We start from the raw sequence: 24,034 nt of genomic DNA on the forward strand, positions 1-24,034 counted from the left end.
TGGCCTGTCAGGTCTGGCCGGTGGATCCGGGCGTGCCGCCGAACAACGGGGCCAGTGAGCGCCACCGGGCAATCTCGCAGCCATCGGTCAGGCTGAAGCGGCTGTGGACAGGACGGCCGTGGAACGTCCCCGTAACCATGGCCACCTGCGGGCCGCCGTACTGCTGGGTGCACATCATGTCCCGCCGCCGGGGAACGAAGAACACTTCGTGGCCGAACCGCTCGACGGCAGCCAGCGCCGCAGCGGGGTCCGGCAGCGTTGACCCTTGCATTGCGGCGGCCTGCGGCGTAATCCCGTGGCGCACGACGAGGCGGAACTCGTGCTCCGGGGCCCCCGGCGCCTCGGTCAACCGAACGGTAAGATCCACGTCGGCGGTCATCAGCTGCCCCGGACCTCGTCAATCAGTGGTGCCAAGGCCTCGAGTAGCCGCCCCCGCAGCACCTGCGCCTCCAGGGAGAACGCCCGCTGGTGTTCAACGTACTCCGCCTTGCCGGCGGCCGTTTCGATCTGGATGGGCGGGTAACCCCACTCCTCGAGGTCGTACGGGGAGGCCTGCATGTCCATGGCGCGGACCCGCCAGGACAGTTCGAAGCAGTCCATGACGAGCTCGCTGGGCAGGGCTGGCGCCAGCTTGTAGGCCCATTTGTAGAGGTCCATGTTGGCGTGCAGGCATCCCGGCTGCTCCATGGCGCGCTGATTGTCCCGGCTCGGAGTGAGCTCGTTCAGGGGTGTGGCATCCGGCGTGTAAAAGCGGAAGGCGTCAAAGTGCGAGCAGCGGATCCGGTTGTCCTCCACCACACGGTCAGTGCCCTGTGACCCGAGGCGCAGCTGCAGGTATTCGTGGCGCAGCTCAAATTTGTCCTGGTGGTACACCATCGCCCATTCGTGCAGGCCGAAGCAGCCAAACTGGGCAGGCCGCAACGCTGTGCCGCGCAGGATGATTTCGGCGAACTGCAGTGCCTCCCTGCGCCCGGCCAGAAAGGCTGTGAGGTCAACGGTTGCCGCGGTGGCCCCGGGCGACAGACCGGCGGCGGCGAGCTCGCCGTCGTCGAGCATTCGGTAATACTTCCAATCGGAGCGGGCGGCGGCCTCAGGTCCTGTGAGGACCACGCCGGCGCCAGGGTGCCAGCGCAGGAGCTGGCCCGGCTTTTGCGTGTAGTAAGTGAAGAGGAAATCCTCAACGGGGTGTTTCCTGCCGGCGGAGCGTCGGGCGAGGTAGGGGTCGGCGTAGCGCCTGACCCTGGCCTGGTGGTCTGCTTCGAGGTCTGTCCAGGTGTCCGCCGGCAGCACCGTCTGGCGGCCGTGCTTCAGAATCTGCATCTGCCTACGAAGCTCCGCCCGCGGAGCCGAGGATGTCCTTGGCCGCATTCCACAGGCCGATCTCGCAGCCGTCCCTGCGGGCAAAGGATGCATCCACCGGCGAATCATCCACGATCCCGGTGACCGTGGCCTGCTGCGGGCCGCCGTACTGCTGGGTGCAGGCCTGGTCCGTGGCGCGGGGCGCAGGGCTCAGCACGGCAGGGTTCTCCTTCAACGCGGTGCAGGCAGCGGCGGCCGAGGGATGGCTGCTTTCAGCCGTCGGAACGCCGTCCTTGCAGACCAGGGTGTAGTTCAGGGCCGCTTCCGATTCCGCCGGCTTGACCATGATGGCGAGCTCGGCGTTTCCCTTGCCCGGACCGGACGTGGCTGGCGCGGCGGTCGGCGGAGGCGAGGGTGCCGGGACGGTTGTTTCAGTGTCCGGCGACTGTGTGGCCGTTGGACTGGCGCTGCTCGAAGTGGCCGACGAGGAAGGAGCCGGGCCGCCTCCGGCACCGCCCGGCGAGCAGGCGGCAAGACCGGCAACGGATACCAGAACGAGTGCGTGAATCCATGCCTTACGCATTACCGGTCCTCCTCATTTTGGTCCATTCTATCGCCGGAGCCCCACCAGGAACCCTGCCGTTCGGCCCGGAGGTCCCGGGCTGCGACCCGCCGCGGAACCGGGAACCGGCGGGGCGGAGATTAAATCTGTCCGGAACATCTCGATTCCGAAGCCCCACTCCGGTATGTTTCTCCCATCACTGGATGTATGGCCTCACGCCCACGTTGCGCCGATGTGGACGGATGCATCCAGGAGGTGGGACCGGCTACGCCACCGGTCCGGCAACCTAGGAGGCAGTTCGTCATGACTTATCCGCCTGTCGGCTCCCGCGTTCACAGTAGAAATCCGGCCACCCGCCTCGCCGCCGTCGTCGCCCTGGGTATTTCCCTGATGATCGGCCAGGGGCTGGCAGCCCCCGCGTGGGCAGCCGCCGACCCGGCGGCCGCAGAAACGCCGTCTTTGGCCGGCGGCCGCTACATCGTCATGCTGAAGGACAGGCCCGTTGCCGCCTACACCGGCGGTGTCGAAGGCATCCCGGGGACCGCAGCGTCCAGCGGCAGGAAACTCGACGCCGGCAGCGCCGAGTCCCGGCGCTACTCGGCACACCTGGAGTCAGAGCAAAGCAGGCTGGCCGCGGCGGAAGGCGTGGCCATCGACGACAGTTACACGGTGGCGGTGAACGGCTTTAGTGCGGAGCTGACCGCGGAGCAGGCAACTGCCTTAACCAAGGACGGCAACGTCCTTGCTGTCGTTAAGGACAGCCAGTACAAGATCGACTACTCCAGCACCGAATTCCTGGGCCTGCCGGGTCCCGGGGGAGTCTGGGCGGAACAGTTTGGCGGTGACACCAACGCCGGCAAGGGCACGGTTGTAGGCGTACTCGATACGGGCTACGCCCCGGGCAATCCCTTCTTTGCCGGGGAACAGGTGAAGCCGCTTTCCGGAACTCCCCGCGTGGGCGAGCCGTACCTGTCGGCCGGAAACCAGATCACCATGCTGAAGGCGGACGGCAGCACGTTCGCAGGCGTCTGTCAGGCAGGCGACCAATTCGCCGGAACCGAATGCAACAGCAAGGTCATCGGCGCCCGCTACTACGACGCGGCGTTCAAGGCAGCCGTTCCTCCGGGCCTGCGCTCGCCGAAGGAAGCGTACTCGCCCGTGGACATCAACAACCACGGCTCCCATACCGCCAGCACCGCCGCCGGCAACAGTAATGTCAGCCAGGCTGTGGGCGGCCGGGATTTCGGCAAAGGATCAGGCGTGGCCCCCGCGGCGAAGCTCGCCATCTACAAGGTCTGCTGGGAGGGCGTCAGCCCGGCAACCACGGGCTGTTTCGCTTCCAGCGGCGTGGAAGCCATCGAGGATGCCATCAAGGACGGCGTCGATGTCCTCAGCTACTCCATTTCCGGCACCAACAACTCGACGGTGGACCCGGTGTCCATCGCCTTCCTTAATGCAGCGGCCGCAGGGATCGTTGTGGCCGCGTCGGCCGGCAACTCCGGCCCGGCTGCCAGCACCGTGAACCACGCGGCTCCCTGGATGACCAGCGTCGCAGCCTCCACCCACAGCAGCAGCCTCCGCGGCACAGTGGAACTGTCCAGCGGCGAGAAGTTCGCCGGTGCCAGCATCATGTCCACGGAAGTTGCGAACGCGCCCATTTCCCTTGCGGTGGCCGTGAAGGCTGCAGACGCCCTCGATGCCAACGCTGCCCTGTGCGCGCCCGGCACCTTGGACCCGGCCAAAACCGCCGGCAAGATCGTGGTCTGCGACCGGGGTGTGGTGGACCGGACGGCCAAGAGCCTGACCGTGGCCCAGGCAGGCGGCGTCGGCATGGTCCTGGTCAACCTGACGCCGAACTCGCTGGACGCGGACCTGCACAGCGTTCCTACCGTCCACCTCGACGATCCCGCCATTAAGGATGCGGTGGGCGCGGATACGGCATTGACTGCGAGCCTGGTGGCGACTGACACCTCCGGCCTGGACCCGCCGCCGGTCCCGCAAATCGCGGGGTTCTCCTCCCGCGGACCCACCCTTGCAGCCAACGGTGACCTCCTGAAACCGGACATTGCAGCTCCGGGGGTAGCCGTGCTGGCAGCTGTCTCGCCCGCCGGTTCCAACGGCCAGAACTTCGGGTTCCTGTCAGGTACGTCCATGGCCGCGCCGCATATTGCGGGCGTCGGCGCACTGCTGCTGGGTAAGAACCCGTTGTGGTCCCCGGCTGCAGTGAAGTCGGCGATGATGACCACGGCCTACGACCTGGTGGACGCCCAGGGGTCCCCGGTCCATGACGTCTTTGCCCAAGGCGCCGGAGAGGTTGACCCGGCCAGGATCGCAACGCCCGGACTGGTGTACGACGCCGGCCCCGGCGACTGGCTCGCTTTCCTGCAGGGGCTGGGCTACCAGCTGGGCGTTGCTCCGGTGGCCGCTAAAGACGTCAACTTGCCGTCCATCGCCCTCGGCGGCCTTACCGGCACCCAGACCGTCACCCGGACCGTGACGGCGTTGACGGCCGGGAGCTACCGGGCGGAAGTCGACGTTCCCGGGATCACGGCTGAGGTGACGCCGGATGAACTGACCCTGGCAGAGGGAGAGAAAGCCACGTTCACGGTACAGTTCACCAACTCCGGGGCTACCCTGGACGCCTTTGTCGGCGGCTCGCTCACCTGGACTTCGGATAAGACCGTGGTCCGCTCGCCGGTGGCCATCCGTTCGGTGACCGCTGTTGCACCGGCCGTCGTCAACGCCTCGTCCGCCGGCGGAAGCGGCAGTGTCGTCATTCCGGTCACGTCAGGCAGTCCCGAGCCAATCGACGTGACCGTGAACGGGCTTGCCAAGGCGAATTCGACGGCGATCAGCTTGGTTCCCGGGCCATACACCGGGGTCAAGGATGCCGCGAACGACGTCCAGATCGTGAACGTGCCGGCAGGGTCTTCCCTGGCGAGGTTTGCAGTGAATTCCGCCAACCCGGCCGCGGACTTCGACCTGTACGTGGTTTCGCCGGCCGGCCTGCTCTATCCGGGGGCTACGCCTGCAGCCAACGAGGCGGTCTCCATTCCGGATCCGGTGGCGGGGGACTGGAAGGTGACCACCAACCTGTTCGCCAGCCCTGGCGGCGCGGCCACGGCAGCTTCCGTTGAAGCGATGATCCTTGCCGGCAATGCCGGAAACCTGACGGTCAGCCCAAATCCGCTCTCCATTGAGAACGGTGGCACTGGCGAGCTGACTGCCAGCTGGGCCGGACTGGAACCCGGCAACTGGGTGGGCCTGATCAAATACGGCACGGGCCCGTCAACCCAGTTGAACGTGGCCGTGACGGCGCCGTGAGTGGGGCAGTGAGTTCCGCCGCCGGTTCACTGCGGGGCCGGGCTAGGCGCCGGCGGAGTCCCTTCCGGCGGCATCGCGTCCGGCCGCGGCCTTGGTGGCAGCGATCAGGTCAGTCATTGCCCGGTGGAGTGTGCCCACCTGATCGCGTGTCAGGCCAAGTCGCTCCATCATGGTGCCCGGAACCGCCGTCGCCCGCTGCCGGAGAGCCGCGCCTTCCGGGGTGAGCCCGACAGCAAGGGCGCGCTCATTTCCGGCAGCCCGGCCGCGGGTGATGTAGCCGGCCGCTTCGAGGCGGCGCAACAGCGGCGAAATGGTGGCCGGCTCCTGGGCCAGCGCATCGCTGATGTCCCGTACCGTGCGCGGGCTGGACTCCCAGAGGCAGAGCATCACAAGGTATTGCGGGTGGGTCAGCCCGAGGGTGTCCAGGACCGGCTTGTAGGCGCCCACGACACTTCGGGACGCAACCGTGAGGGCGAAGCAGAGCTGGTGTTCCAGCAGGAGGTCGTCGTCAGGCGCTTCGATGGCCGCCGCCGGGCGCTGATTCATGTCCTTCTCCTCAATCGTTAGTGGTCTAATGATTAGCGTACACTGGGTTGGACGAGACCGTTCTGAAGGGAATCCGTAATGGCCAACAAGGAAAACTCCGCCCAAAGGTTCATGCGTGCCACCGGCAAGCTCCGGGCCATCTTCGGGCCGGCCAACCGCAGCGCCCTGGGCCATGAGATGACCGAGGAGAACAAAGCCCTCCTTGCGCGGCGCGAAGCGGAGACGCAGCAGTGGGAAACCATGCGACGGCCGGATGGCAGCACTTACGTGGTGCCCAGGAACCCGGACGACAAATCCCTTCGCTAGGCCGCCAACGGCCCTGCCGTCCGGGGCCTTTTTCTCTTCCCGGGCGTAAAATATGGGCACAGGTACCAACCGGCCAATGCATCACTGCTTGACCCGAAAAAGGGAAAGGGGGTGGGAATTGTGGCAAAGGCGATACAGCGCTTCATGAGCAAGACCGACAAGCTGCGGTTCTTCTTCGGGCCCGCCACGCGGGGTGATCCGACCGCACCCGTTGTTCACAGGCATGACGACTTTGAGGCTGCTTCTGAAGAGGACCTGGCACACTTCGAAGTAGAGACAGATTCTGAGGGGCACCACTACGCGGTCCGCAAGGAAGACATCAAATAGCCGTTGAAGCATAACGAACGGCACAAAAGGAACGGCACGGCGGTTTAGTCCGCTGTGCCGTTCCTTTTGTGCCGTCGGATGTTCCCGGGTGGCCGGGCCTCAGCGGCCGGTGCCGCCGTAGACCGTTGCTTCGTCCTCGCTGTCCAGGTCGAAGGCCTTGTGGATGGCCCGGACTGCATCATCGAGCAGGTCGGCGTGCGTTACAACCGAGATGCGGATTTCCGACGTCGAGATCATGTTGATGTTGATGCCAGCGTCGGACAGCGCCTTGAAGAACGTGGCGGAGACGCCGGGGTGCGAGCGCATGCCCGCACCGATCAGCGAGAGCTTGCCGATCTGCTCGTTGTACTCGATGTTTTCGAAGCCGATCTCGGGCTGAGCCGCACGGAGGGCAGCGAGGGCGTCCGCACCTTCCACGATGGGGAGTGTAAAGGAAATGTCCGTCCGGCCCGTGCCGTGGGTGGAGACGTTCTGCACGATCATGTCGATGTTGGAGTGTGCGTCGGCGATGACCTGGAAGATCGCGGCGGCCTTGCCCGGAATGTCGGGCACGCCCACAACGGTGACCTTGGCTTCGGAACGGTCGTGTGCAACGCCGGAGATGATTGGCTGCTCCAAGGCAACTCCCTTTTGAGTCGTGATCTTGTCGTCGGCTCCGGGCATAACCCAAGTGCCTTCGTTCTGGCTGAATGAAGAACGAACGTGCAACGGCACGCCGAAGCGGCGCGCGTATTCCACGCAGCGCAGGTGCAGGATCTTGGCGCCGGAAGCAGCCAGTTCCAGCATTTCCTCGCTGGAGATGCGGTCGATCTTCTGGGCGGAGGGCACCACACGGGGATCAGCTGTGTAAATGCCGTCCACATCCGTGTAGATCTCGCAGACGTCGGCGTCCAGGGCGGCGGCCAGGGCCACTGCGGTGGTGTCGGATCCGCCACGTCCCAGGGTGGTGATCTCGTTAGTGCTGCGGCTCATGCCCTGGAAGCCGGCAACGATGGCGATGTGTCCCTTGTCCAGCGCGGTGCGGATCCGGTGGGGATCGACGTCGATTATGCGCGCCTTGCCGTGGATGCCGTCGGTGATCATGCCGGCCTGCGAGCCCGTGAAGGACTGGGCTGAAGCGCCGAGCTTGTTGATGGCCATGGCTACCAGGGCCATGGAGATGCGCTCACCCGAGGACAGGAGCATGTCCATTTCACGCGCGGGGGCGGAATCGGTGACCTGGGCGGCAAGGTCCAGCAGTTCGTCGGTGGTATCGCCCATTGCGGAGACCACCACAACCACTTCGTTGCCTGCCCGTTGCGCGTCGACGACGCGCTTGGCAACCCGTTTGATGCCGTCCGCGTCAGAAACCGAGGAGCCGCCGAACTTCTGCACGATGAGCTGCTTGGTGCGGGCAGTAGCGACGGGCAGCACGTATGGCTGGTTCTCTGTCTTCACTTCGGTAGTGGGCATACTCATGCGCGCACCCTCACTGCATCAAATCGGGGTTCCGGGGCCAAGCAACCAAAACGGCGCGACGGCGTAACTGATGTGCCCAGTTTATCGCCGGGAACCGCGCGACGCTGAATTGTGACCGCATGGTGGCCCCATCGGTCATGCCCGGCCAGTCATCTCCGGAGAGCGTCCACGACGCGCGGTCCAGTGGAGGCGGGCGGTTCCGTTGAGTGTCGTCGGTGCCCGGTCAGCTCAGGGCGTTCCGGCGGCCCTCGAATGCGCGCCCCAGGGTGACCTCATCCGCGTATTCCAGGTCGCCGCCTACCGGCAGGCCCGAGGCAAGCCTGGTCACAGTGATGCCGATGGATTTCAGCATTCTGGCCAGGTACGTGGCCGTGGCCTCACCCTCAAGGTTGGGGTCCGTCGCGATGATGATTTCCTGAATGGCGCCGTCGTTGAGCCGGGTCAGGAGCTCCCTGATCCGCAGCTGCTCGGGGCCCACTCCGGCGATGGGGTTAATTGCCCCGCCCAGGACGTGGTAACGGCCACGGAAGGAACGGGTGCGCTCCACGGCCAGGACGTCCTTGGATTCCTCCACAACGCAAATGACCGAGGGATCACGGCGCGGGTCGCGGCAGATGTTGCACAATTCCTGCTCCGTGACGTTGCCGCATACCGTGCAGAACTTCACGCGTTCCTTCACTGTGGTGATGGCCTCGACAAGCCGTTTCATGTCCTGAGGGTCCGCCTCGAGGATATGGAATGCCAGCCGCTGGGCGGACTTGGGCCCCACGCCGGGAAGGCGGCCAAGCTCGTCGATCAGCTCTTGAACTGCACCTTCGTACACAATGTCCTCGTTCGTTCGAATCGTTTGTTCGGGTCGTAGATCGGTGGGCCGGCGGCCGCAGGCATGCCGTTCCCTTCCCGTGAGCCGGGATGGTCAGCACCCCGCGGGGGAGTACCGCTGGTGGCAGTCCTGGCAAGGGGTGCTTTTTCGGCGGGCAGGCTAGAAGCGGGGTGCGATCGGGCTCCCGTCCAAGGAGCGTTCCTCCACCAGCTTTCCGCCCAGAATACGCTCGACGGCGGCGCGTCCAAAGACGCCGGATTCCTCAATTGTTTCGTCGTCCGGGCTGGGTGTGTCCTGGACGTAGGTCTTGACGGCCTCGGCCTGTCGCGCGGGAGCCTTGGCCCGGCCGGCTTCGGCCTCGGGACTGTTGGACAGCCGTTGGTACAGGCTTTGCTTCGCTGTCCCGCCGGGAGCGGCTGCCGGGGCAGGGGCAGGCTGGGGCTGCGGCGATGCGTAAGCGGCAGGTGCAGGTGACGCGACGCTCCTGACATCCGGGCCGGCCATTGCCGGCGAGGGGTCTGTTGCCGTGGCGGGACCATACTGCGCGGACGTTGCCCAGCCTGCGCCAGCGGAACTGCCGGCACCGGATAGCGCACCCACGGGCTGCCGGACTTCGGCGGGGCGCGCGTTATCACCCGGGTGGAGGGCGGGACCTTCGTCCCGGGCCTCCGCGGACCGGGGGAGCTGTGCCGCAGCCGGCTCGTAGTGCGGCGGCTCGGGCTCCGGAAGCACAGGCAGGCCTGCCCGGTCCGGATCTTCCACGGACTTGCCAACGTTCGATTCTGCACCCACGGTCCAGACGCCGGGTGCCTCTTCCGTGGCGCGGGACCAGGGATCGTCGTTGGACGCATCGCCAGTGCCGCGTGAAGAGCCCACCGAAGCAGGAATGACGGCTGGCTGCTCGCTTGAGGCGGGGCTTTCCGGTGCGCGACGCTCCGGAGCCTGAAGGTCCGCTGCGGGCCGTTCCGGTGCGGGACGTTCGGGTGCGCCGAACGAGGCAGCGGCCGGCTGAACTGGACGCGACTGCGCAGGAAATGAAGGAGTCCAGTCCATGGGGGGCTCTTCATCCAGCGGGGGAGCATCTTCGTCCAGCGGCGGGCCCCAGTCGTCGTCCGGGTAGCTGTAGGAACCGGACGCGTCGTCCTGCTGCCGCGGCGCGGGCGGCGCTTGCGGGCTTTGTTCGGGCTTGCGCTCACCGGCAGCACCGGCACCGGTGGCCGCCGTGGTAGCGGCCGGGCGGGCATCGGCCGGGCCCGCCTCGGGATCTGCGACCGCTGCAGCGGACGCAGGGGCAAGGCCCCAGGCAACGTCAGCGGGCGTCGCCGGTGTTTCCGGGCGAGCGGGCGTCGCCGGCGCTTTCGGGCCGGCGGGCGTCTCCGGCGACGCCGGGCTAGCCGGTGCTTTTGGGTTTGGCTCAGAGCTCGCTGAGCTGCTGGCGCCGCCGGACACTGCATTGATCTGGCAGTCAATACCCACGGTTTTGTGGATCGCCTGGCGAAGATTCTCCGAGTGGTCGGCCCGGCCGAAAGCACCGGCCAGCCCGGAGGTAGTGAACGCCAAGGTGAGCACCTGGCCGTCGAACTGGGCCACCTGGGCATTCGGCTCCACGAGCGCCCACGTGCTGCGCTTGATCTTGCTTAGCGTTTGCAGGACTTCAGGCCAGGCACGGCGGAGCACTTCGACGTCACCCCCGGCGTTCGACGCCGGAACGTTGCGCTCCGCCCCCGGCTGGTCCGCTTCGGGCCGCAGGGGTGTCCGCGCTGCCACGACGGGTTCAATTGGAGTTGCCGCCGAGGGGCCCGATGCGGCGGCTGGTGCCGCCGGGGCCTGCGGACCGGCAGCCTGCGGACCGGCAGCCTGCGGGACGGCCGGACGCGAGGGGGCCGGCCCGGACGCACCCCGATTCGCTGCTTGTGACTCGTCGACCGGCCAATCGGTGGTGGAAACACGCGGCGGAATAAGGGATTCGCGGGGTGCTTCGGGACGGGAAGCCGCAGGCGGCTGCGGAGGGGTTGGTTGTGGCGCGGTTGGTTGTGTTGTGGATGGCTGCGGCGCGGAGGCTGCAGAAACTGGTGCGGGCGTCTCGGAGGAAGCCCTCGGGGCCGCCGCGGGGGCCGGCGCCGGCGCCGGTGTCGAAGGTGCCGGTGCCGCAGGTGCTGCGGCGGAAGGTGCCGTTGCAGCAGTGGCGGGAGTTCCGACGTCGTTCCCGCCGTAATTTAGCCGGCGCTCCACGCGGTCGATGCGGGCGGCGATGCCGCGTTCGGTCTGTTCGGAAGTGGGTAGGAGGATGCGGGCGCACAGCAGTTCCAGGTGCAGCCGCGGCGAGGTGGCGCCAGTCATTTCGGTCAGCGCGGTGTTGGTGACGTCCGCAGCCCGGCTCAGCTCGGCCGCGCCAAGGTTGTGGGCCTGGTTCTGCAGGCGGGCGATCTGGTCGGCCGGCATCCCGCGCAGGATGGACTGGGCGCTCTCCGGCATAGCCTGGACGATGATGAGGTCGCGGAAGCGCTCCAGGAGATCCTCCACGAAGCGGCGCGGATCGTGGCCCGTCTGGATCACCCGGTCCACCGCCCGGAAGACGGTGGCGGAATCCGAGGCAGCCACGGCTTCAACGACGTCGTCCAGCAGGGAGGCGTGGGTGTAGCCCAGCAGTGCGACGGCGAGCTCGTAGTCCAGCCCGGCGGGACCGGCGCCCGCCATGAGCTGGTCCAGGACCGAGAGCGAGTCCCGGACGGAACCGCCGCCGGCCCGGATGACCAGGGACAGCACTCCGGGTGCCACGGGAACGTTTTCCTGGTTACAGAGCAGCTCAAGGTAGGCCATGAGGGGCTCGGGCGGGACCAGCCGGAACGGGTAGTGATGGGTGCGGGAGCGGATGGTGCCGATCACCTTGTCCGGCTCCGTGGTGGCGAAGATGAACTTGATGTGTTCCGGCGGCTCTTCCACGATCTTGAGCAGGGCGTTGAAGCCCGCTGAGGTGACCATGTGGGCTTCGTCGATGATGAAGATCTTGTACCGGTCGCGGACGGGAGCGTAGGTGGCGCGTTCGCGCAGGTCCCGGGCGTCATCGACGCCGCCGTGGCTGGCGGCGTCGATCTCGATCACGTCGAGGGACCCGGAGCCGCCGCGCGCAAGCTCGACACAGCTGGGGCACGTACCGCACGGGGTGTCAGTGGGACCTTCAGCGCAGTTGAGGCAGCGGGCCAGGATGCGGGCCGACGTGGTCTTACCGCAACCGCGCGGGCCGGAAAACAGGTAGGCATGGTTGACGCGGTTTTTCCGCAGCGCCGTCATCAGCGGGTCCGTGACGTGTTCCTGCCCGATAACGTCAGCAAAGGAATCTGGACGGTATCTGCGATAAAGGGCGGTTGTAACACTCACAGAGAAAACCCTACCAATCCGGGCTGACAGTTTGCCGCCCTGTGGGGGAATAGTAAAGACCCCCCATGCACCCGCCAGAGCCCATTTACCCTTGCTACCTTCCGGTCCTGGGGGAGTTCAACAGGATGACGCCACATGAGGGGCCGTCAATGAGTTTACCCGATGATTTCGTGTGCCCCGAATCGGCAGCTGGCGGCCCGTTTCGGGCGCGCTCGACTACGCTTCACTGCTGTCCGGCATCCGGGCCGGGCGATGTCCGTTGACTGCCCAGCTCATCAGCGCGGGCTCCTCGTAAGGGTGGGCTGCGCGAAGAGCGGCCACCACGGACTCGAGCACTTCTTCCTCAACAACGCACTCGATTCTTATCTCCGGCACCTGCTCGCTGCGGCCTTCCGATCCGATGAATGGCCGGGAGCCGCCGAGCGGCGTAAACCTTCCGGTACCGGGGGCTGTGAAGGCGCAGTGCGAATAGTTCCCGATCCGCCCGGCTCCAGCATCGCCCACGGCCGTCAGGACAGCCTCAGCATGGTCCGCGGGAACGTAGGTCACCAGGGCGTGAAGTTGCGTCATGTGCCCATCTTGGCAGTACTTCAGCAGGGGGTTCGGCGCGCGGCCAGCGGCACAAGTAGGTAACGGTCCGGCGATATCGGGGAGGAACCCTTGCTTATCACCGGTACAAAGCGGAACATGGATATGTACACCGATTGGGGCAATCTCAAGTTGAACTCAAGGTTGTGAGCTGCAGGGCCTGGCGCGAGGGCCGGACCCGGCAGCTCAACGGTGTTCCGGAAGAGTGGGCGCATTGGGGGCGTCCATTTTTGCGTTAATGACACGTTCGGCCGCTAGAACTGGCCGGAAATACGCAGGCCGGAGATGGCCGCTGATTGCGCCGCCGTAATGTTCCGTTTGGCCCAATTGGGTGATGCCGAAAAGTTCAGGTATTCTAGTATCTGCTTTTGATTCAGAAGCTACTGGAGAATTCGCCTAGCGGCCTATGGCGCACGCCTGGAACGCGTGTTGGGTTAACGCCCTCGGGGGTTCAAATCCCCCATTCTCCGCGTTTGGCCCCGGTCTTCGGACCGGGGCCTTTTTGCGTTAACAGGGACCTGGGCCGCAAAACCCAAGCGGCGCAGCCGCCGCCGTGCGGCCTGCTCACTCGGGCCAACCCTGCCGCCGCGGCCGGCGCCGCCCAGCGCCAATTGGACGACGGCGAGGGTCACTTTGGTGCCAAAGCGGATCGGCAGCGGCAAAGGCCCCAGCCGTGGCGGCCGGAGTCCCAGCAGTTCCCGGTATTTCGGTTCGAGGCTGGAAACAGCGGCGGCAAACAGCATCCGGTAGCCGGGGCGCAGTGAAGGATGCAGCGGCGGGTTACGGATGAAGGCCACAATTTCGGCCACCCTTTCGTCGGAGCGGAGGTCGCCGTCGTCGTACCACCTGTCCAACTGTTGCCGCATTTCCGCCTCGCTCAGCGGCGGCGAGTCGACGCCCATCAGCAGTCCCGCGTGCGCCCACTCACGGACGTAAGCGTCCGGGCCGCCCGGGATGGGGCGGCCCCAGATCTTGTGGGCTGAGAGGAATGCGTCTGTGAATGCGATGTGCACCCAACGGAGCAGCTCGGGGTCGTTCGCCGCGTAGCTTCTTTTGGCCCCGTGGGCGTCCACGTACTCGCCCCGCACCGATTCATGCAGCCGCAGGACCCAGCCGGATGCTGCACGCGCCGCGGACGTGGAGCCATAGGACACGGTGAAGATCCAGCGGATGGTTCCGGCCAGCCGGCCCAGCGGATCCTCGCGGAACCGGGAGTGGTCGTGCACACCAGCAAGGGCCCCGGGATGTAGGGCCTGCATCAGGAGTGCACGGATGCCCGCCACAATAGTGGTCATTGAACCGTGCACCGCCCAGACGGCGGACCCGGGGAGGTGGTATCCGGCGTCGTCACCCTCTTCAAGCAGTGGAACCCAGCCCGGCACGGCCCCCCGTGATCCGGTGAAGGTTTGCCTGAGCTCGGCCTGCCACTCCCTGAGGACATTGCGCATGGTCCATTCTTGCGCAACCGAACGCGGGCCGCACCGGAAGTACGTCCCGGCCGTGAGGTTTCCGGGCCCGGCGGCTGTGAGCCAGCTGGGAATTCCGGCGTGAAAGGGCGGAATCCCGCGGGAGCGGCTCAATGGCCTCCCTGTTGGGGGTTCACAGGGGCGGTGGGCTGTGGTCCCATAGGAATCGTAAGTCCGTCGAGATTGGGGTCTGGCGGGCCTATCGCAGGAGTCAGCGCGTGGGAAATCACTGGGGATATGGACCCGACCAACAGCCCGGCAGGCCTTGCCTGGCCGCTGCACGGATTCTTGGCGTATGCGCCGTTTCAACGCTGGGCGTGGTGGCACTTGCCCTCCAGGGACCCGCCACGCCGCCATCAGCCGTAGTTGCCCCAGCCTCGCAGCAACCAGCGGTGAGGGGGCCGCGTGTTGCGCCGTGGCCGGACGCCTTCATGAAACCGCTGGGCGCTTCACCCGGGACTATTGCAGCCAATGCCAACGCCCTGGTTTCCTACAGCCGCAGCGACATCCGGACCATCTCCAAAAGCGGCAAGCGGGAATTGAACGTTGCCTCCCAGGAGCTGAGGCGGCCTCCCGCAGGTTCGCTAATGGCACCCCTCGAAGTGCTGAACGAAACCTCCGGTTTCGGGCTCAGGGTCAGCCCGTTGACCGGCACTGCGGGGGAGTTCCACTGGGGCCAGGACTTCGCGGCCGCGTGCGGCACCCGGGTGTACGCGGCCGACGCCGGCGTGGTCAGGGCCGTTGGCTGGCACCCCTGGGGCGGCGGTAACCGTGTGGAGATTGACCACGGCAACGGGCTGATCACCACGTACAACCACTTGGAAGGCATTGCGGTCAAGAAGGGCGATTCCGTCCAGGTGGGCGAGATCATCGCGAAAGTGGGCACCACGGGTTCGTCCACGGGTTGCCACCTGCATTTTGAAACCATCCTCAACGGCGTCCATGTCAACCCGCTGGACTGGACGCTCCTGCCCACCAGGCAGCTGGACGAGTTGGGGAGCATTGACATGATCAGCTATGTTCCCGGAGGGGACGCCCCCAAGGGCGATCCCACCTGGGCGATCCCGGTTTCCGGAGACAACTCGCACACGGTGGCGGGCGGGGAGACGGAGGGACCCGTTCAGGCAACGCCGTCGGCCACTGCGACTCCTGCCGCGTCGGCCACTCCGGCTCCGACGCCGAGCGCATCCGCCACTGCCCCGGGGACCTCGACGGCGACCGCCACGCCTTCGCCAACCGCCACCTCAACTGCCACCTCGTCGCCCTCACCGTCGCAGACGGAGACGCCAGCGCCGACCCGGACCGGGCAGGCCACTGCGACAACGTCGCCGACGGAGACGGGCACCGCCGAGCCCACGAGCGATCCCACGTTCACGGAGGCGCCGGAACCCACGTTCACGGCCACCGCGACCCCTTCGCCGGAACCCACGGCCGACCCCGAACCGACTATGACAGCGAAACCCACTCCGACCGCTACTGCCACACCCGCTCCGACCGCTACTGCCACACCCACGCCGACGCCGACACCCACGCCGACGCCCTGACAGGATCCCGCCACCCAAATTCACCCGGGCACCAACCCATACACTTGGCCGTTGTCAACGAATAGCAGCCATGACCAGTTTCTTAAGGAAGCCCACCGTGAATTCGATCCATTCCATTCCGCTGACCCTCAACGACGGCACCGAAACCGATTTTGGCCGCTTCAAGGGGCGCGTGGTGATGGTAGTCAACGTAGCTTCCCAATGCGGCTTCACCCCGCAGTACGGCGGCCTTGAGTTGCTCTACGGAAAGTTCAAGGACCAGGGGTTCGAAATCCTGGGTGTTCCGTGCAACCAGTTCGCCGGGCAGGAACCGGGCAGCGACGACGAAATCGCCGAATTCTGCGAGCGGAATTTCGGCGTGACCTTCCCGCTGACCGCGAAGGCCGATGTTCGCGGCAAAAACCAACACCCGCTGTACGCCGAGCTCACACGTTTCAAGAACGGATTGCTCCCGGGCCTTGTGAAGTGGAACTTTGAAAAGTTCCTCATTAACCGCGACGGCGTGGTGGTGGCCCGCTTTGCTCCCACCGTGGAACCGGACTCGCCGGAGGTCATCGCTGCCATTGAGGAAGCCCTCGCCTGACGCGCGCGAATGATTCACGACGGCGGCAGCTAGGGCCCAACGGCCCCTATCCCTAAGTATGCTTACCGCCTAGACTGGCCGAACCCTCCAATCTGTCCTGCACGGCCGCGGCGTTTCCAGCTGCAGCATCGCCGGACGACACGGCCGGTCCATGCCTGCCTCGGAGGGCGGATCAGAACTTCGTGAATCACACTGGGCGCCCGTTTCGGTGCCCGTGAACCAGGAGGAAAGAGATGACAGGGAACAAAGCCGTTGCCTACAAGGGCCCGGGAAAAGTCGAACTGATAGACATCGACTACCCCACCTTCGAGCTCAAGGACGGGCCGGGCGTCAACCCAGCCAACGTGGGCCGCTCGGTCCGCCATGGCGTAATCCTTAAGACCGTTGCCACCAACATCTGCGGTTCCGACCAACACATGGTTCGCGGCCGCACCACAGCGCCCCCGGACCTCGTCCTGGGCCACGAAATCACCGGTGAAGTGGTGGAAGTCGGGCCCGACGTCGAGTTCATCAAGGTGGGGGACGTCTGCTCCGTTCCGTTCAACATTGCCTGCGGCCGCTGCCGGAACTGCAAGGAACGCAAGACCGGCATCTGCCTCAACGTCAATCCCGACAGGCCGGGAAGCGCCTACGGCTACGTCGACATGGGCGGCTGGGTGGGCGGCCAGGCCAACTACGTCCTGGTGCCGTACGCCGACTGGAACCTGCTGAAGTTCCCGGACAAGGACCAGGCCATGGACAAGATCCTCGACCTGGCCATGCTGTCGGATATCTTCCCCACGGGATTCCATGGCGCCGTCACCGCCGGCGTCGGCGTGGGCTCCACGGTCTACATTGCGGGTGCCGGTCCTGTCGGCCTGGCTGCCGCCACGAGTGCCCACCTGCTTGGCGCTGCGGCAGTCATCGTGGGCGACATGAACGAAGACCGGCTGAAGCAGGCACGGAGCTTCGGCTGCGAGACCGTCGACTTGTCCCAGGGCGGCCCGGCAGAGCAGATCGAGCAGATCCTCGGGGTCCCCGAAGTGGATTGTGCCGTTGACGCCGTCGGTTTCGAGGCCAAGGGCCACGGTCACGACGCCAAGGAGGCTCCGGCCACGGTGCTGAATTCGCTGATGGAACTCACGGCGGCCGGCGGCGCGCTCGGCATTCCCGGGCTCTACGTCACCGGCGACCCGGGCGGCATCGACGAGGCGGCCAAGAAGGGCGCTCTCTCGCTCAGCCTGGGCACCGGCTGGGCGAAGTCGCTGAGCTTCACCACCGGCCAGTGCCCCGTGATGAAGTACAACCGCGGGCTCATGATGGCGATCCTGCACGACAAGGTGCACATCGCCAAGAACGTCAACGCCAAGGCGATCAGCCTGGAAGACGCGCCCAAGGGGTATGCCGAGTTCGACGCCGGTGCGGCCACTAAGTACGTCCTCAACCCCAACGGCTACCTGAGCTAGCAGCAAAGTACTTGAGTAACCAAGTTCGGCGGCCACATCCGTAGTCGGGTATGTGGCCGCCGAACTACTTGTTCTTGCCGTTTTTCCAAAGATGAGCACTGGAGTTTGCACACTATTTGCCGAATGTCTGGTTGGATAGACATTACTGAGAGGGAAGTTGGGGGCTACAGTCTCCACCCAACCAGGAAGGCAGTAATGGAGCTCATCGAGGCCGAACATCCGCGGCCACGTCATTTTCTACTCCACCTGAGCGACCCCCACCTGTTGGGAGGTCCGGATCATCTCTATGGCGCAGTGGACAGCGAAGCCCGCCTGAAACAATTGTTTGAGGAAGTCAAGGCCTCAGGGGCCCGTCCGGAAGCCGTGATCTTCACCGGCGACCTGGCCGACCAAGGCGAACCCGAGGCCTACGCAAAGCTCCGCGCGATCGTTGAACCCGCCTGCAAGTCGATGAACGCGCAGGTCATCTGGGCGATGGGAAACCACGATGACCGGGAAAACTTCCGCACCGGCCTGTTCGACCAGCCCGGGAACAATGCGCCGGTGGACCGCAGCTACTTCATCAACGGCCTGAGGGTGATTACCCTGGACACTTCGGTGCCGGGGTTCCACCATGGTGAACTCAGCCAGGAACAGTTGGAATGGCTCGCCGCGGAACTCGCCACTCCCGCGCCGGACGGCACCATCCTGGCGTTGCACCATCCTCCGGTGCCATCCATCCTGGACCTCGCAGTCCTGGTGGAGCTGCGCGGACAGCCGGCCCTGGCTGCGGTCCTGCGCAACTCGGACGTCCGCAGCATCCTGGCCGGACACCTGCATTACTCCACCACCGCCACCTTCGCCGGCATCCCCGTATCGGTGGCCTCTGCCACCTGTTACACCCAGGACCTGAACGTACCCGTGGGTGGTACCCGCCCTGTCGACGGCGGCCAGGCCTTCAACCTCGTGCACGTTTATGAGCACACGATCGTGCATTCCGTGGTGCCCGTCGGGAGCGCAGCCGAGGTCGGCGAGGTCGTCAGCGCAGCCGAAACACAGCGCCGCCTGGCCGCTGCCGGCATCCGTATTCCGAGGCAGGCAAAAACCCAGGGGCACCCGCCGACCCAGAGCATCCCCATGATCAGCGCGTCCCGATGATCAGTGCGGGCTCCGGGCTCCGGGCTCCGGATGCTGATCTGCGCTGGTTGAGGAGCGCTGCCCTGGGTTGAGGAGCCCTACTTTTCCCAGGGCGCCTTGATCGGGTAGTACTTCTCCAGGAAGTCAGTGACCAACTGGGCACGTTCCTCGGCTTCCACCTCGGGGAAGCTGCCGTCATTCAGGCAGAAGAAGTCCATGTTTCGCTTGGACAGCAGCTTGGGCAGGTAATTGAGGCCGGACCGCATCGTGGTGTCGATGTACCTCACCTTTGCTGCCGTCTGGGTAACCGCGCGCCCGGTCAGCAGCGCGTAGTAGTGGTAGAAGGAGTTTGTCACGGAGATGTTGTCCGCTGCCCGGAAACGGCTGGCCGCGGTCTTGGCGAACTCCTGCGGGAATTCCTGCTCCATGGTGGCGGCAACGCTCCGGCGCAGCGGGGCGGCAGTGTGCTCCAGGTGGCGGGTGGTGATCCGGCCGAACCGGTCCCACAGGAGTTTCCGGTTCACCCTCGCGGCATTCTCGAAACCACTGCGTTCCGCGTCGTTGTCGCCCAGCCCGATGCGGGTTTCCGCCTCAATGAACTTGGTGACCCCGCCGGGTGTGAAGAACATGTCCGGTCCCACCGCACGGCCGAAGAACATGTCGTCGTTGGAATACAGGAAGTGCTCAGAGAGCCCTTCGATGTGGTGCAGTTGGCACTCGACGGCCTGGGAGTTGTGCGTGGGCAGCACGGAGGGGTCCGCGAAGAATTCTTCACTGCGCACGATGGTCACCGAGGGGTGGTCGGCCAGCCAGGCGGGCGCCGGGGAGTCCGTGGCAATGAAGATCCGCCGCACCCAGGGAGCGAACATGTACACCGAGCGCAGGGCGTACTTCAGTTCGTCGATCTGGCGGTAGCGGGCCTCATGGTCATCGCCTTCGCCCACGACGATGCCGGCCATCCTGGCCCGCCGAGCGGCGATGTACTCCGGGGAACTGCCGTCCACCCAGGAAAACACCATATCGATGTCAAAGCTGATGTCGCTGGCGTGGTCCGCAAACATGTTCTCGATGGTGGGCCAGGTGTGGCCGTAACGCTCCACGGTGCCGCGCACGGCGTCGGTGGTGAGCATGGTCCGGCGGGTGAGGGAGTTTTCAATCGGCAGGATCAGCTGGTTGCCTTCGAAGCTCCACAGTTCGATCTGCACGCCCGCGGAGGATCCGAATTCGAAACCGCCGTTGGGCTCCACGCGCGGCCGGTACAGCCGGAAGATCCGGGCCTGACGGTTCGGGGAGAGCTCGCCATCGGCCACCAGGACAGAGGACTTCTTCTTGGCATCAACTGTCATCGAGTAGACGGGCTCGTCACGGCAGGCTTCCACCAGCGCTGCCCGGAGCTTCTTCCGGTTCTCCCAGTCCAGGGCGATGACCGGGCGGTGGTTGTTGCCGCGCACCAGGAGGTAGTCCAAGCCGGCGTTGGCAAGGACGTTGCGGATGAACAGCAGGTCCTCCACCATGGCCTGGTAAGGCGTGCGGGTGTCGTTGATCAGCGCGTAGCGCCCTCGGTGGCGGACCACATCGGGGCGGTTCTTCAGCCGTGCGACAGCCGCCGGCGACGTAACTTCGGCGTGGCTCCTGCCGTCGTCGGAAGCCTGACCGCCGTAGTAGATCTCATCCTGAACGAGTGCGTCTGTAATGGTGTTTCTCCGAGCTGTTGTCTATAGAGGTCCTACCTGCATGATAACCCGCGCAAAAAAACTCGACTAATCCGGACCTAGCCGGCCAGAGCCTCCCGCCAGCTGCGCATGAACGCGCCGCCGGCGTCGTCGTGGATCACATCTTCAGCGAGCCCCAGGTCGGCGGCCGTCAGGACGGCGTACGGCTTGACGGGAACCCCGTCCGCCGGGCGGACGTCCACGTGCTTCACCTCATGGTCGTTGTGGTGCAGCCAGTCGGCCATGGCGTAGTCGGTGCGTGAATCACCCACCGTCCGCCACGCCAGGGGACGGATACCCTGCGCCGCGAGCAGCTCGACAGCACGGCTGGCGCCCAGGTCCTTCCCGAGACGCACCGATTCGATGTCCGTGGAAATGATGGTGGGGTCCACCCGGTAGTCGATCTGGTCGTCCGAATCGGGAGCGTGGTGGTCCAGCCGGACCACGCCCAGGCCGTGACGGGCCATGAGCTCCATGGCGTCGGCGTCGAACAGTTTTTGTTCGCCCAGGTAATCCTCGCTGGCCACGTCGATATGCTGTTCCACGGACACCATGGCGCGCTTGGTTTCGTCGTAGAACATGTGTGTCGCATAGTCCTCGGACACCAGCCGGCGGACGTCATCGCCGTAGGCGCGGGGAACGGCGAGGTCGTGGTCCACGTGCACCGGTCCGGGCCCGGCAGCTGTGTAGCTGAACCAGACCGCACCCTTTTCGCAGATGGCGTGGATGATGGTTCCCGCGGGCATTCCGGCGGCGATCATGGGCTCCATCACTTGTTCGCGGATGAACGCGTCCGAGCGGCCGGTGTTGAAGATGACCGGAATCCCGGCGGTGGCCAGGGCCACCATGTCCGCGATGATCTCCGGCTTGACGTTGCGGGTGACCGGGCTCGCCACGGGGCCGTCGACGTCGAGCAGGAGGGCAAGGGGAGGAGCCGACGGCGACGCGCCGGCCTGGTTCTCGGATGCAGTCATGGCTCCATTCTCTCAGTCCGGGCTGCCAAGGCGCAGAATGTTGCCTTGCGCCGCCGCAGCAGCCAATGGTCACTGTTTGGCTACAACCTTGGAACTGTGCGGGGTCATTCGTTCCCTTGGGCGGGCAACATCCTTAGGCTTGCAGGGTGATATTCAAAGCTGTGGGCGAGGGACGCCCTTACCCCGACCATGGTTACAACACCCCGAAGGAATGGGCTGCCCTGCCGCCGCGGCCCGTCCGGCTCGACGAGCTCGTGACCACCAAGCGCACCCTCGACCTCGAGGCCCTCCTCGCTGAGGACTCCACGTTCTTCGGCGACCTTTTTCCCCACGTGGTGCAGTATCGCGGAACCCTGTACCTCGAGGACGGCCTGCACCGTGCCGTCCGGACCGCACTGCATCAGCGCACTGCAATCCATGCCCGTGTGCTGGTGATAGATGGCTAGGAAACCCAAGGACATCACCGTCCTGCACGGGCACCGTGTCGTCTCCGGGCCGGAGCTCAGGGCCACCTTCGTTGAGCCGGACGACACCGCGGAAGACCCCGTGCGGATGCGCCGGCGAATCCTTCACGGCGTGGTGCTGGTTCTGCTGGTGGGGCTGATCATCTCCGCGATCATCGTTGCGTTGGCGATTATGAACGGACAGATCAAGATTCCGACGGCGGAGCGTAGCCAGTCTGCCGTTTCCGCATGTCCCACCACCACTTTCGACTACACCCCGAACGAAAAGGTCAGCCTCAACGTCTACAACGCCACCAACCGGCCGGGCCTGGCCCGTTCCGTGGCTGACGAGTTCCTGGCCAGGAAGTTCGCAGTTGCCGCCGTGGATAACACCCAGTCCGGCTACAAGGGTGTGGCCGCGGTGGTTTCCGGGGCCGCGGGCCAGTCGGCCGCCTTCAGCGTGCAGCGGAACCTTCCCAAGTCGGACTACTTCCAGGACAGCCGTTCGGACGGCAGCGTGGATGTGATCCTGACGACTGAATTCAAGGAATTAGTCGCGCCGGGCCTCGTGGACCAGACGCCCGGCCAGCTCAGCTGCCCCCGCGAGAGCCGCCGGATCGTGGACAGCGCCAAGTGGCCGGTGATCCCCAAAGCAGGCTGAGCCGGGCCGGTTCCCGCAGGCCGGCTACGGCTGGCTGAGCCTCACGGGACGGCCGTCGTCGTCGAACCGTGCGCCCGCGCCCAGCTGGATGAAACGGACGGTGCGGAGCACCGCTTCGGGGGTGCCGTCCCCGCGGGCGGCACTGGAGGACAGCGTGCCGTGGATGAGCTGCGCCAATTGCGCGATGTCAGCCGGGGGCAGGTAGCCCTCCGCCATTGCATCGCGCAGGATGTCCTGCAGGAGGAGGCTCAGTTCGCCCACATGGTCAGCGAGCTTGGAAAAGGATGCGGGCGAGAGCACGGCGGCCATGGCGGGGCCGGGTGGCAGGTGGCGGCGGCTGAGGTCCTCCACCTGTGCGCGGACGTAGAGCGCCAGGCGTTCCACCGGGTTCTCCAATGACTGCAGGGACTCCCGCAGGCCATCGAGGAAGCGCTCGGTTTCGTCCAGCGCGTAGGCGATCAGCAACTCTTCGATGTCCGCATAGTAGTTGTACACGGCAGTGCGTCCGATGCCGGCATGGCGGGCAACATCCGTCATGGTCAGCCCGGGCAGGCCGTGGGTGAAGAGGAGTTCGCCGAAGCCGGTCAGGATGCGGCGTTGGGTCTCGGCTCGTTGGGCAGCATTCGTGGCGGCCGAAATCCTAGGCATACAGACACTTTACAGTGATCTGTCAGTAAACCTATTCATACGGCGCAGCCGTCCGGGCCGCATGCTCCCGCGCTTCCTTCGCTTCCCTCGCTGCCTTGGGCGGCCGTGCCGGCCATGACGAGGGGCTGTTTCTCGTGCCACGCCTGGTTGAGCGCCTGGCTGAACATCGCCGACGGCTGGGCGCCGGACAGTCCAAACTTCCGGTCGATGACGAAGAACGGTACGCCGCTGATGCCCAGGGCGCGGCCCTCTTCGAAGTCGAACCGGACGTCCTCGGCGTACTTGTCCGTGGTGAACAGCTCGTCCAGCTCCCCGGCGTCGATCTCCAGGTCCAGGCCCAGGGAGGTGAGGTACTCGCGGCTGCCGATGTCCTTGCCGTGCTCGAAGTGGTCGCTCAGCAGGCGCTCCTTGGCGGCATCCTGCTTGCCGTGGGCGGCAGCCAGGTGGATCAGCCGGTGGGCCGTGAAACTGTTGGCAACCACGACGGCGTCGAACCGGTAGTTGAGTCCCTCGCCCCTGGCCTGCTCCGCCACGTGTTCGAACATCTGTGAGACCTGCGCCGGTGCCATGCCCTTGCGGGTGCTGAGGTAGTCCAGTTCGGTGCCGTCGTAGTGCTCGGGCAGGCCGGGATCGAGCTGGTAGCTGCGCCACTGCACCTCCACGGAATCGCGGTGCGGGAATTCGGCCAGGGCTGCTTCGAACCGGCGCTTGCCGATGTAGCACCAGGGGCAGGCGACGTCGGACCAGATCTCAATCTTCATGCTGGCGACAACCCTGTTCCCGCGCCATCCATTCCCCGGCGGGCATGTAGCTTTGCTCACTGCCCGCGCC

The 24,034-nt window shown here is 65.7% G+C and carries 22 protein-coding genes, 1 tRNA gene and 1 other RNA gene; 10 read left to right on the plus strand and 14 right to left on the minus strand.

Translation table 11 applies throughout. From position 1 onward, the window contains the following. Positions 1–7: 7 nt before the first annotated feature. From ACFVWT_RS22225 to ACFVWT_RS22235, 3 genes are read right to left on the minus strand one after another with little or no spacing between them, the layout of a single operon-like run. The gene (locus ACFVWT_RS22225) at positions 8–379 is read right to left on the minus strand and encodes a serine protease inhibitor (RefSeq protein ID WP_390251764.1); all 372 of its coding nucleotides are present in this window, start codon (positions 377–379) and stop codon (positions 8–10) included. Further along, positions 379–1,320, minus strand: coding sequence for a 3-methyladenine DNA glycosylase (locus tag ACFVWT_RS22230; RefSeq protein WP_390251766.1), 942 nt, complete (start codon positions 1,318–1,320; stop codon positions 379–381). Before ACFVWT_RS22230 ends, ACFVWT_RS22225 begins: the two co-directional genes overlap by 1 nt. Before the next feature lie 4 nt (positions 1,321–1,324). Beyond that, positions 1,325–1,882: an SSI family serine proteinase inhibitor gene (locus tag ACFVWT_RS22235; RefSeq protein ID WP_390251768.1), complete on the minus strand. Its 558-nt coding sequence runs from the start codon at positions 1,880–1,882 to the stop codon at positions 1,325–1,327. Between the two features lie 282 nt (positions 1,883–2,164). Here ACFVWT_RS22235 and ACFVWT_RS22240 point away from each other — a divergent pair, with 282 nt between their 5' ends. Further along, positions 2,165–5,185: a S8 family serine peptidase gene (locus tag ACFVWT_RS22240; RefSeq protein WP_390251770.1), complete on the plus strand. Its 3,021-nt coding sequence runs from the start codon at positions 2,165–2,167 to the stop codon at positions 5,183–5,185. A 42-nt stretch (positions 5,186–5,227) separates the two neighbouring features. On the opposite strand, the gene ACFVWT_RS22245 is transcribed toward ACFVWT_RS22240, so the two are convergent. Then, the gene (locus ACFVWT_RS22245; RefSeq protein WP_390251772.1) at positions 5,228–5,731 is read right to left on the minus strand and encodes a MarR family winged helix-turn-helix transcriptional regulator; all 504 of its coding nucleotides are present in this window, start codon (positions 5,729–5,731) and stop codon (positions 5,228–5,230) included. Positions 5,732–5,809: 78 nt separating this feature from the next. On the opposite strand from ACFVWT_RS22245, the gene ACFVWT_RS22250 reads away from it, so the two are divergent. Together ACFVWT_RS22250 and ACFVWT_RS22255 are read left to right on the plus strand one after the other, a co-directional pair. Then, positions 5,810–6,037 (plus strand): hypothetical protein, encoded by a 228-nt coding sequence (locus ACFVWT_RS22250; RefSeq protein ID WP_390251774.1) that lies wholly within the window; start codon positions 5,810–5,812, stop codon positions 6,035–6,037. A gap of 144 nt (positions 6,038–6,181) precedes the next feature. Next, a complete protein-coding gene (locus ACFVWT_RS22255; RefSeq protein ID WP_156810605.1) occupies positions 6,182–6,364 on the plus strand; it encodes a hypothetical protein in 183 nt (60 codons plus the stop codon). A gap of 99 nt (positions 6,365–6,463) precedes the next feature. On the opposite strand, the gene ACFVWT_RS22260 is transcribed toward ACFVWT_RS22255, so the two are convergent. The 5 genes from ACFVWT_RS22260 to ACFVWT_RS22280 all read right to left on the minus strand — a co-directional run bounded on the left by ACFVWT_RS22260 (position 6,464) and on the right by ACFVWT_RS22280 (position 12,593). Next, complete coding sequence (locus ACFVWT_RS22260) at positions 6,464–7,822, minus strand: aspartate kinase (RefSeq protein ID WP_390251776.1); 1,359 nt, start codon at positions 7,820–7,822, stop codon at positions 6,464–6,466. 223 nt (positions 7,823–8,045) lie between these two features. Continuing rightward, positions 8,046–8,645 (minus strand): recombination mediator RecR, encoded by a 600-nt coding sequence (gene recR, locus ACFVWT_RS22265; protein ID WP_028272227.1) that lies wholly within the window; start codon positions 8,643–8,645, stop codon positions 8,046–8,048. Between the two features lie 159 nt (positions 8,646–8,804). Next, positions 8,805–12,023, minus strand: a complete 3,219-nt coding sequence (locus ACFVWT_RS22270) for a DNA polymerase III subunit gamma and tau (RefSeq protein ID WP_390251779.1) — start codon at positions 12,021–12,023, stop codon at positions 8,805–8,807. A 51-nt stretch (positions 12,024–12,074) separates the two neighbouring features. Continuing rightward, positions 12,075–12,171, minus strand: an RNA gene (gene ffs, locus ACFVWT_RS22275) — signal recognition particle sRNA small type. Positions 12,172–12,239: 68 nt separating this feature from the next. Then, positions 12,240–12,593, minus strand: a complete 354-nt coding sequence (locus ACFVWT_RS22280; protein WP_390251781.1) for a hypothetical protein — start codon at positions 12,591–12,593, stop codon at positions 12,240–12,242. A 403-nt stretch (positions 12,594–12,996) separates the two neighbouring features. Between ACFVWT_RS22280 and ACFVWT_RS22285 the strand changes: the two genes are divergently transcribed. Next, positions 12,997–13,081: transfer RNA gene (locus tag ACFVWT_RS22285), tRNA-Ser, on the plus strand. Here the strand turns inward: ACFVWT_RS22285 and ACFVWT_RS22290 are convergent. Then, the gene (locus tag ACFVWT_RS22290) at positions 13,046–14,059 is read right to left on the minus strand and encodes an oxygenase MpaB family protein (protein WP_390251783.1); all 1,014 of its coding nucleotides are present in this window, start codon (positions 14,057–14,059) and stop codon (positions 13,046–13,048) included. The two genes, ACFVWT_RS22285 and ACFVWT_RS22290, sit on opposite strands and share 36 nt — an antisense overlap. A gap of 449 nt (positions 14,060–14,508) precedes the next feature. Between ACFVWT_RS22290 and ACFVWT_RS22295 the strand changes: the two genes are divergently transcribed. The 4 genes from ACFVWT_RS22295 to ACFVWT_RS22310 all read left to right on the plus strand — a co-directional run bounded on the left by ACFVWT_RS22295 (position 14,509) and on the right by ACFVWT_RS22310 (position 18,786). After that, positions 14,509–15,621 carry a peptidoglycan DD-metalloendopeptidase family protein gene (locus tag ACFVWT_RS22295; RefSeq protein WP_390251786.1) on the plus strand — a complete coding sequence of 371 codons (1,113 nt, stop codon included), beginning with the start codon at positions 14,509–14,511 and terminating at the stop codon, positions 15,619–15,621. Positions 15,622–15,718: 97 nt separating this feature from the next. Then, entirely contained in the window at positions 15,719–16,204 is a 486-nt protein-coding gene (locus ACFVWT_RS22300; protein ID WP_390251789.1) for a glutathione peroxidase, read from the plus strand. A gap of 233 nt (positions 16,205–16,437) precedes the next feature. Further along, a complete protein-coding gene (gene fdhA, locus ACFVWT_RS22305) occupies positions 16,438–17,649 on the plus strand; it encodes a formaldehyde dehydrogenase, glutathione-independent (protein WP_390251791.1) in 1,212 nt (403 codons plus the stop codon). A gap of 195 nt (positions 17,650–17,844) precedes the next feature. Then, positions 17,845–18,786: a phosphodiesterase gene (locus tag ACFVWT_RS22310; RefSeq protein ID WP_390251793.1), complete on the plus strand. Its 942-nt coding sequence runs from the start codon at positions 17,845–17,847 to the stop codon at positions 18,784–18,786. Between the two features lie 77 nt (positions 18,787–18,863). Here the strand turns inward: ACFVWT_RS22310 and ACFVWT_RS22315 are convergent, their stop codons facing one another. Both ACFVWT_RS22315 and ACFVWT_RS22320 read right to left on the minus strand, forming a co-directional pair. After that, positions 18,864–20,339: a stealth family protein gene (locus tag ACFVWT_RS22315; RefSeq protein WP_390251795.1), complete on the minus strand. Its 1,476-nt coding sequence runs from the start codon at positions 20,337–20,339 to the stop codon at positions 18,864–18,866. A 197-nt stretch (positions 20,340–20,536) separates the two neighbouring features. After that, positions 20,537–21,451, minus strand: coding sequence for a hypothetical protein (locus ACFVWT_RS22320; RefSeq protein WP_390251797.1), 915 nt, complete (start codon positions 21,449–21,451; stop codon positions 20,537–20,539). Between the two features lie 146 nt (positions 21,452–21,597). On the opposite strand from ACFVWT_RS22320, the gene ACFVWT_RS22325 reads away from it, so the two are divergent. Together ACFVWT_RS22325 and ACFVWT_RS22330 are read left to right on the plus strand one after the other, a co-directional pair. Next, positions 21,598–21,897 (plus strand): type II toxin-antitoxin system VapB family antitoxin, encoded by a 300-nt coding sequence (locus tag ACFVWT_RS22325; RefSeq protein ID WP_028272925.1) that lies wholly within the window; start codon positions 21,598–21,600, stop codon positions 21,895–21,897. Then, positions 21,890–22,555: a LytR C-terminal domain-containing protein gene (locus ACFVWT_RS22330; protein ID WP_390251799.1), complete on the plus strand. Its 666-nt coding sequence runs from the start codon at positions 21,890–21,892 to the stop codon at positions 22,553–22,555. Before ACFVWT_RS22325 ends, ACFVWT_RS22330 begins: the two co-directional genes overlap by 8 nt. Positions 22,556–22,579: 24 nt before the next feature. Here ACFVWT_RS22330 and ACFVWT_RS22335 read toward each other — a convergent pair whose 3' ends face one another. Both ACFVWT_RS22335 and ACFVWT_RS22340 read right to left on the minus strand, forming a co-directional pair. Next, entirely contained in the window at positions 22,580–23,203 is a 624-nt protein-coding gene (locus ACFVWT_RS22335) for a TetR/AcrR family transcriptional regulator (protein ID WP_390251801.1), read from the minus strand. 35 nt (positions 23,204–23,238) lie between these two features. Then, on the minus strand, positions 23,239–23,964 hold the full coding sequence (locus ACFVWT_RS22340; protein ID WP_390251803.1) for a DsbA family oxidoreductase: 726 nt from the start codon (positions 23,962–23,964) through the stop codon (positions 23,239–23,241). Positions 23,965–24,034 lie beyond the last annotated feature (70 nt).

Origin of the sequence: Arthrobacter sp. NPDC058288 (assembly GCF_042880995.1) — a bacterium.
Lineage (GTDB): Bacteria > Actinomycetota > Actinomycetes > Actinomycetales > Micrococcaceae > Arthrobacter.

Bases quoted from the DNA above. Each gene is read 5' to 3' on its own strand.
- ACFVWT_RS22295 (WP_390251786.1), top strand. From the start codon at position 14,509: ATGAAACCGCTGGGCGCTTCACCCGGGACTATTGCAGCCAATGCCAAC.
- fdhA (WP_390251791.1), top strand. From the start codon at position 16,438: ATGACAGGGAACAAAGCCGTTGCCTACAAGGGCCCGGGAAAAGTCGAA.
- ACFVWT_RS22250 (WP_390251774.1), top strand. From the start codon at position 5,810: ATGGCCAACAAGGAAAACTCCGCCCAAAGGTTCATGCGTGCCACCGGC.
- ACFVWT_RS22310 (WP_390251793.1), top strand. From the start codon at position 17,845: ATGGAGCTCATCGAGGCCGAACATCCGCGGCCACGTCATTTTCTACTC.
- ACFVWT_RS22230 (WP_390251766.1), bottom strand. From the start codon at position 1,320: ATGCAGATTCTGAAGCACGGCCGCCAGACGGTGCTGCCGGCGGACACC.
- ACFVWT_RS22235 (WP_390251768.1), bottom strand. From the start codon at position 1,882: ATGCGTAAGGCATGGATTCACGCACTCGTTCTGGTATCCGTTGCCGGT.
- ACFVWT_RS22290 (WP_390251783.1), bottom strand. From the start codon at position 14,059: ATGCGCAATGTCCTCAGGGAGTGGCAGGCCGAGCTCAGGCAAACCTTC.
- ACFVWT_RS22245 (WP_390251772.1), bottom strand. From the start codon at position 5,731: ATGAATCAGCGCCCGGCGGCGGCCATCGAAGCGCCTGACGACGACCTC.
- ACFVWT_RS22280 (WP_390251781.1), bottom strand. From the start codon at position 12,593: ATGACGCAACTTCACGCCCTGGTGACCTACGTTCCCGCGGACCATGCT.
- ACFVWT_RS22340 (WP_390251803.1), bottom strand. From the start codon at position 23,964: ATGAAGATTGAGATCTGGTCCGACGTCGCCTGCCCCTGGTGCTACATC.
- ACFVWT_RS22320 (WP_390251797.1), bottom strand. From the start codon at position 21,451: ATGACTGCATCCGAGAACCAGGCCGGCGCGTCGCCGTCGGCTCCTCCC.
- ACFVWT_RS22335 (WP_390251801.1), bottom strand. From the start codon at position 23,203: ATGCCTAGGATTTCGGCCGCCACGAATGCTGCCCAACGAGCCGAGACC.
- ACFVWT_RS22255 (WP_156810605.1), top strand. From the start codon at position 6,182: ATGAGCAAGACCGACAAGCTGCGGTTCTTCTTCGGGCCCGCCACGCGG.
- ACFVWT_RS22260 (WP_390251776.1), bottom strand. From the start codon at position 7,822: ATGAGTATGCCCACTACCGAAGTGAAGACAGAGAACCAGCCATACGTG.
- ACFVWT_RS22240 (WP_390251770.1), top strand. From the start codon at position 2,165: ATGACTTATCCGCCTGTCGGCTCCCGCGTTCACAGTAGAAATCCGGCC.
- ACFVWT_RS22225 (WP_390251764.1), bottom strand. From the start codon at position 379: ATGACCGCCGACGTGGATCTTACCGTTCGGTTGACCGAGGCGCCGGGG.
- ACFVWT_RS22330 (WP_390251799.1), top strand. From the start codon at position 21,890: ATGGCTAGGAAACCCAAGGACATCACCGTCCTGCACGGGCACCGTGTC.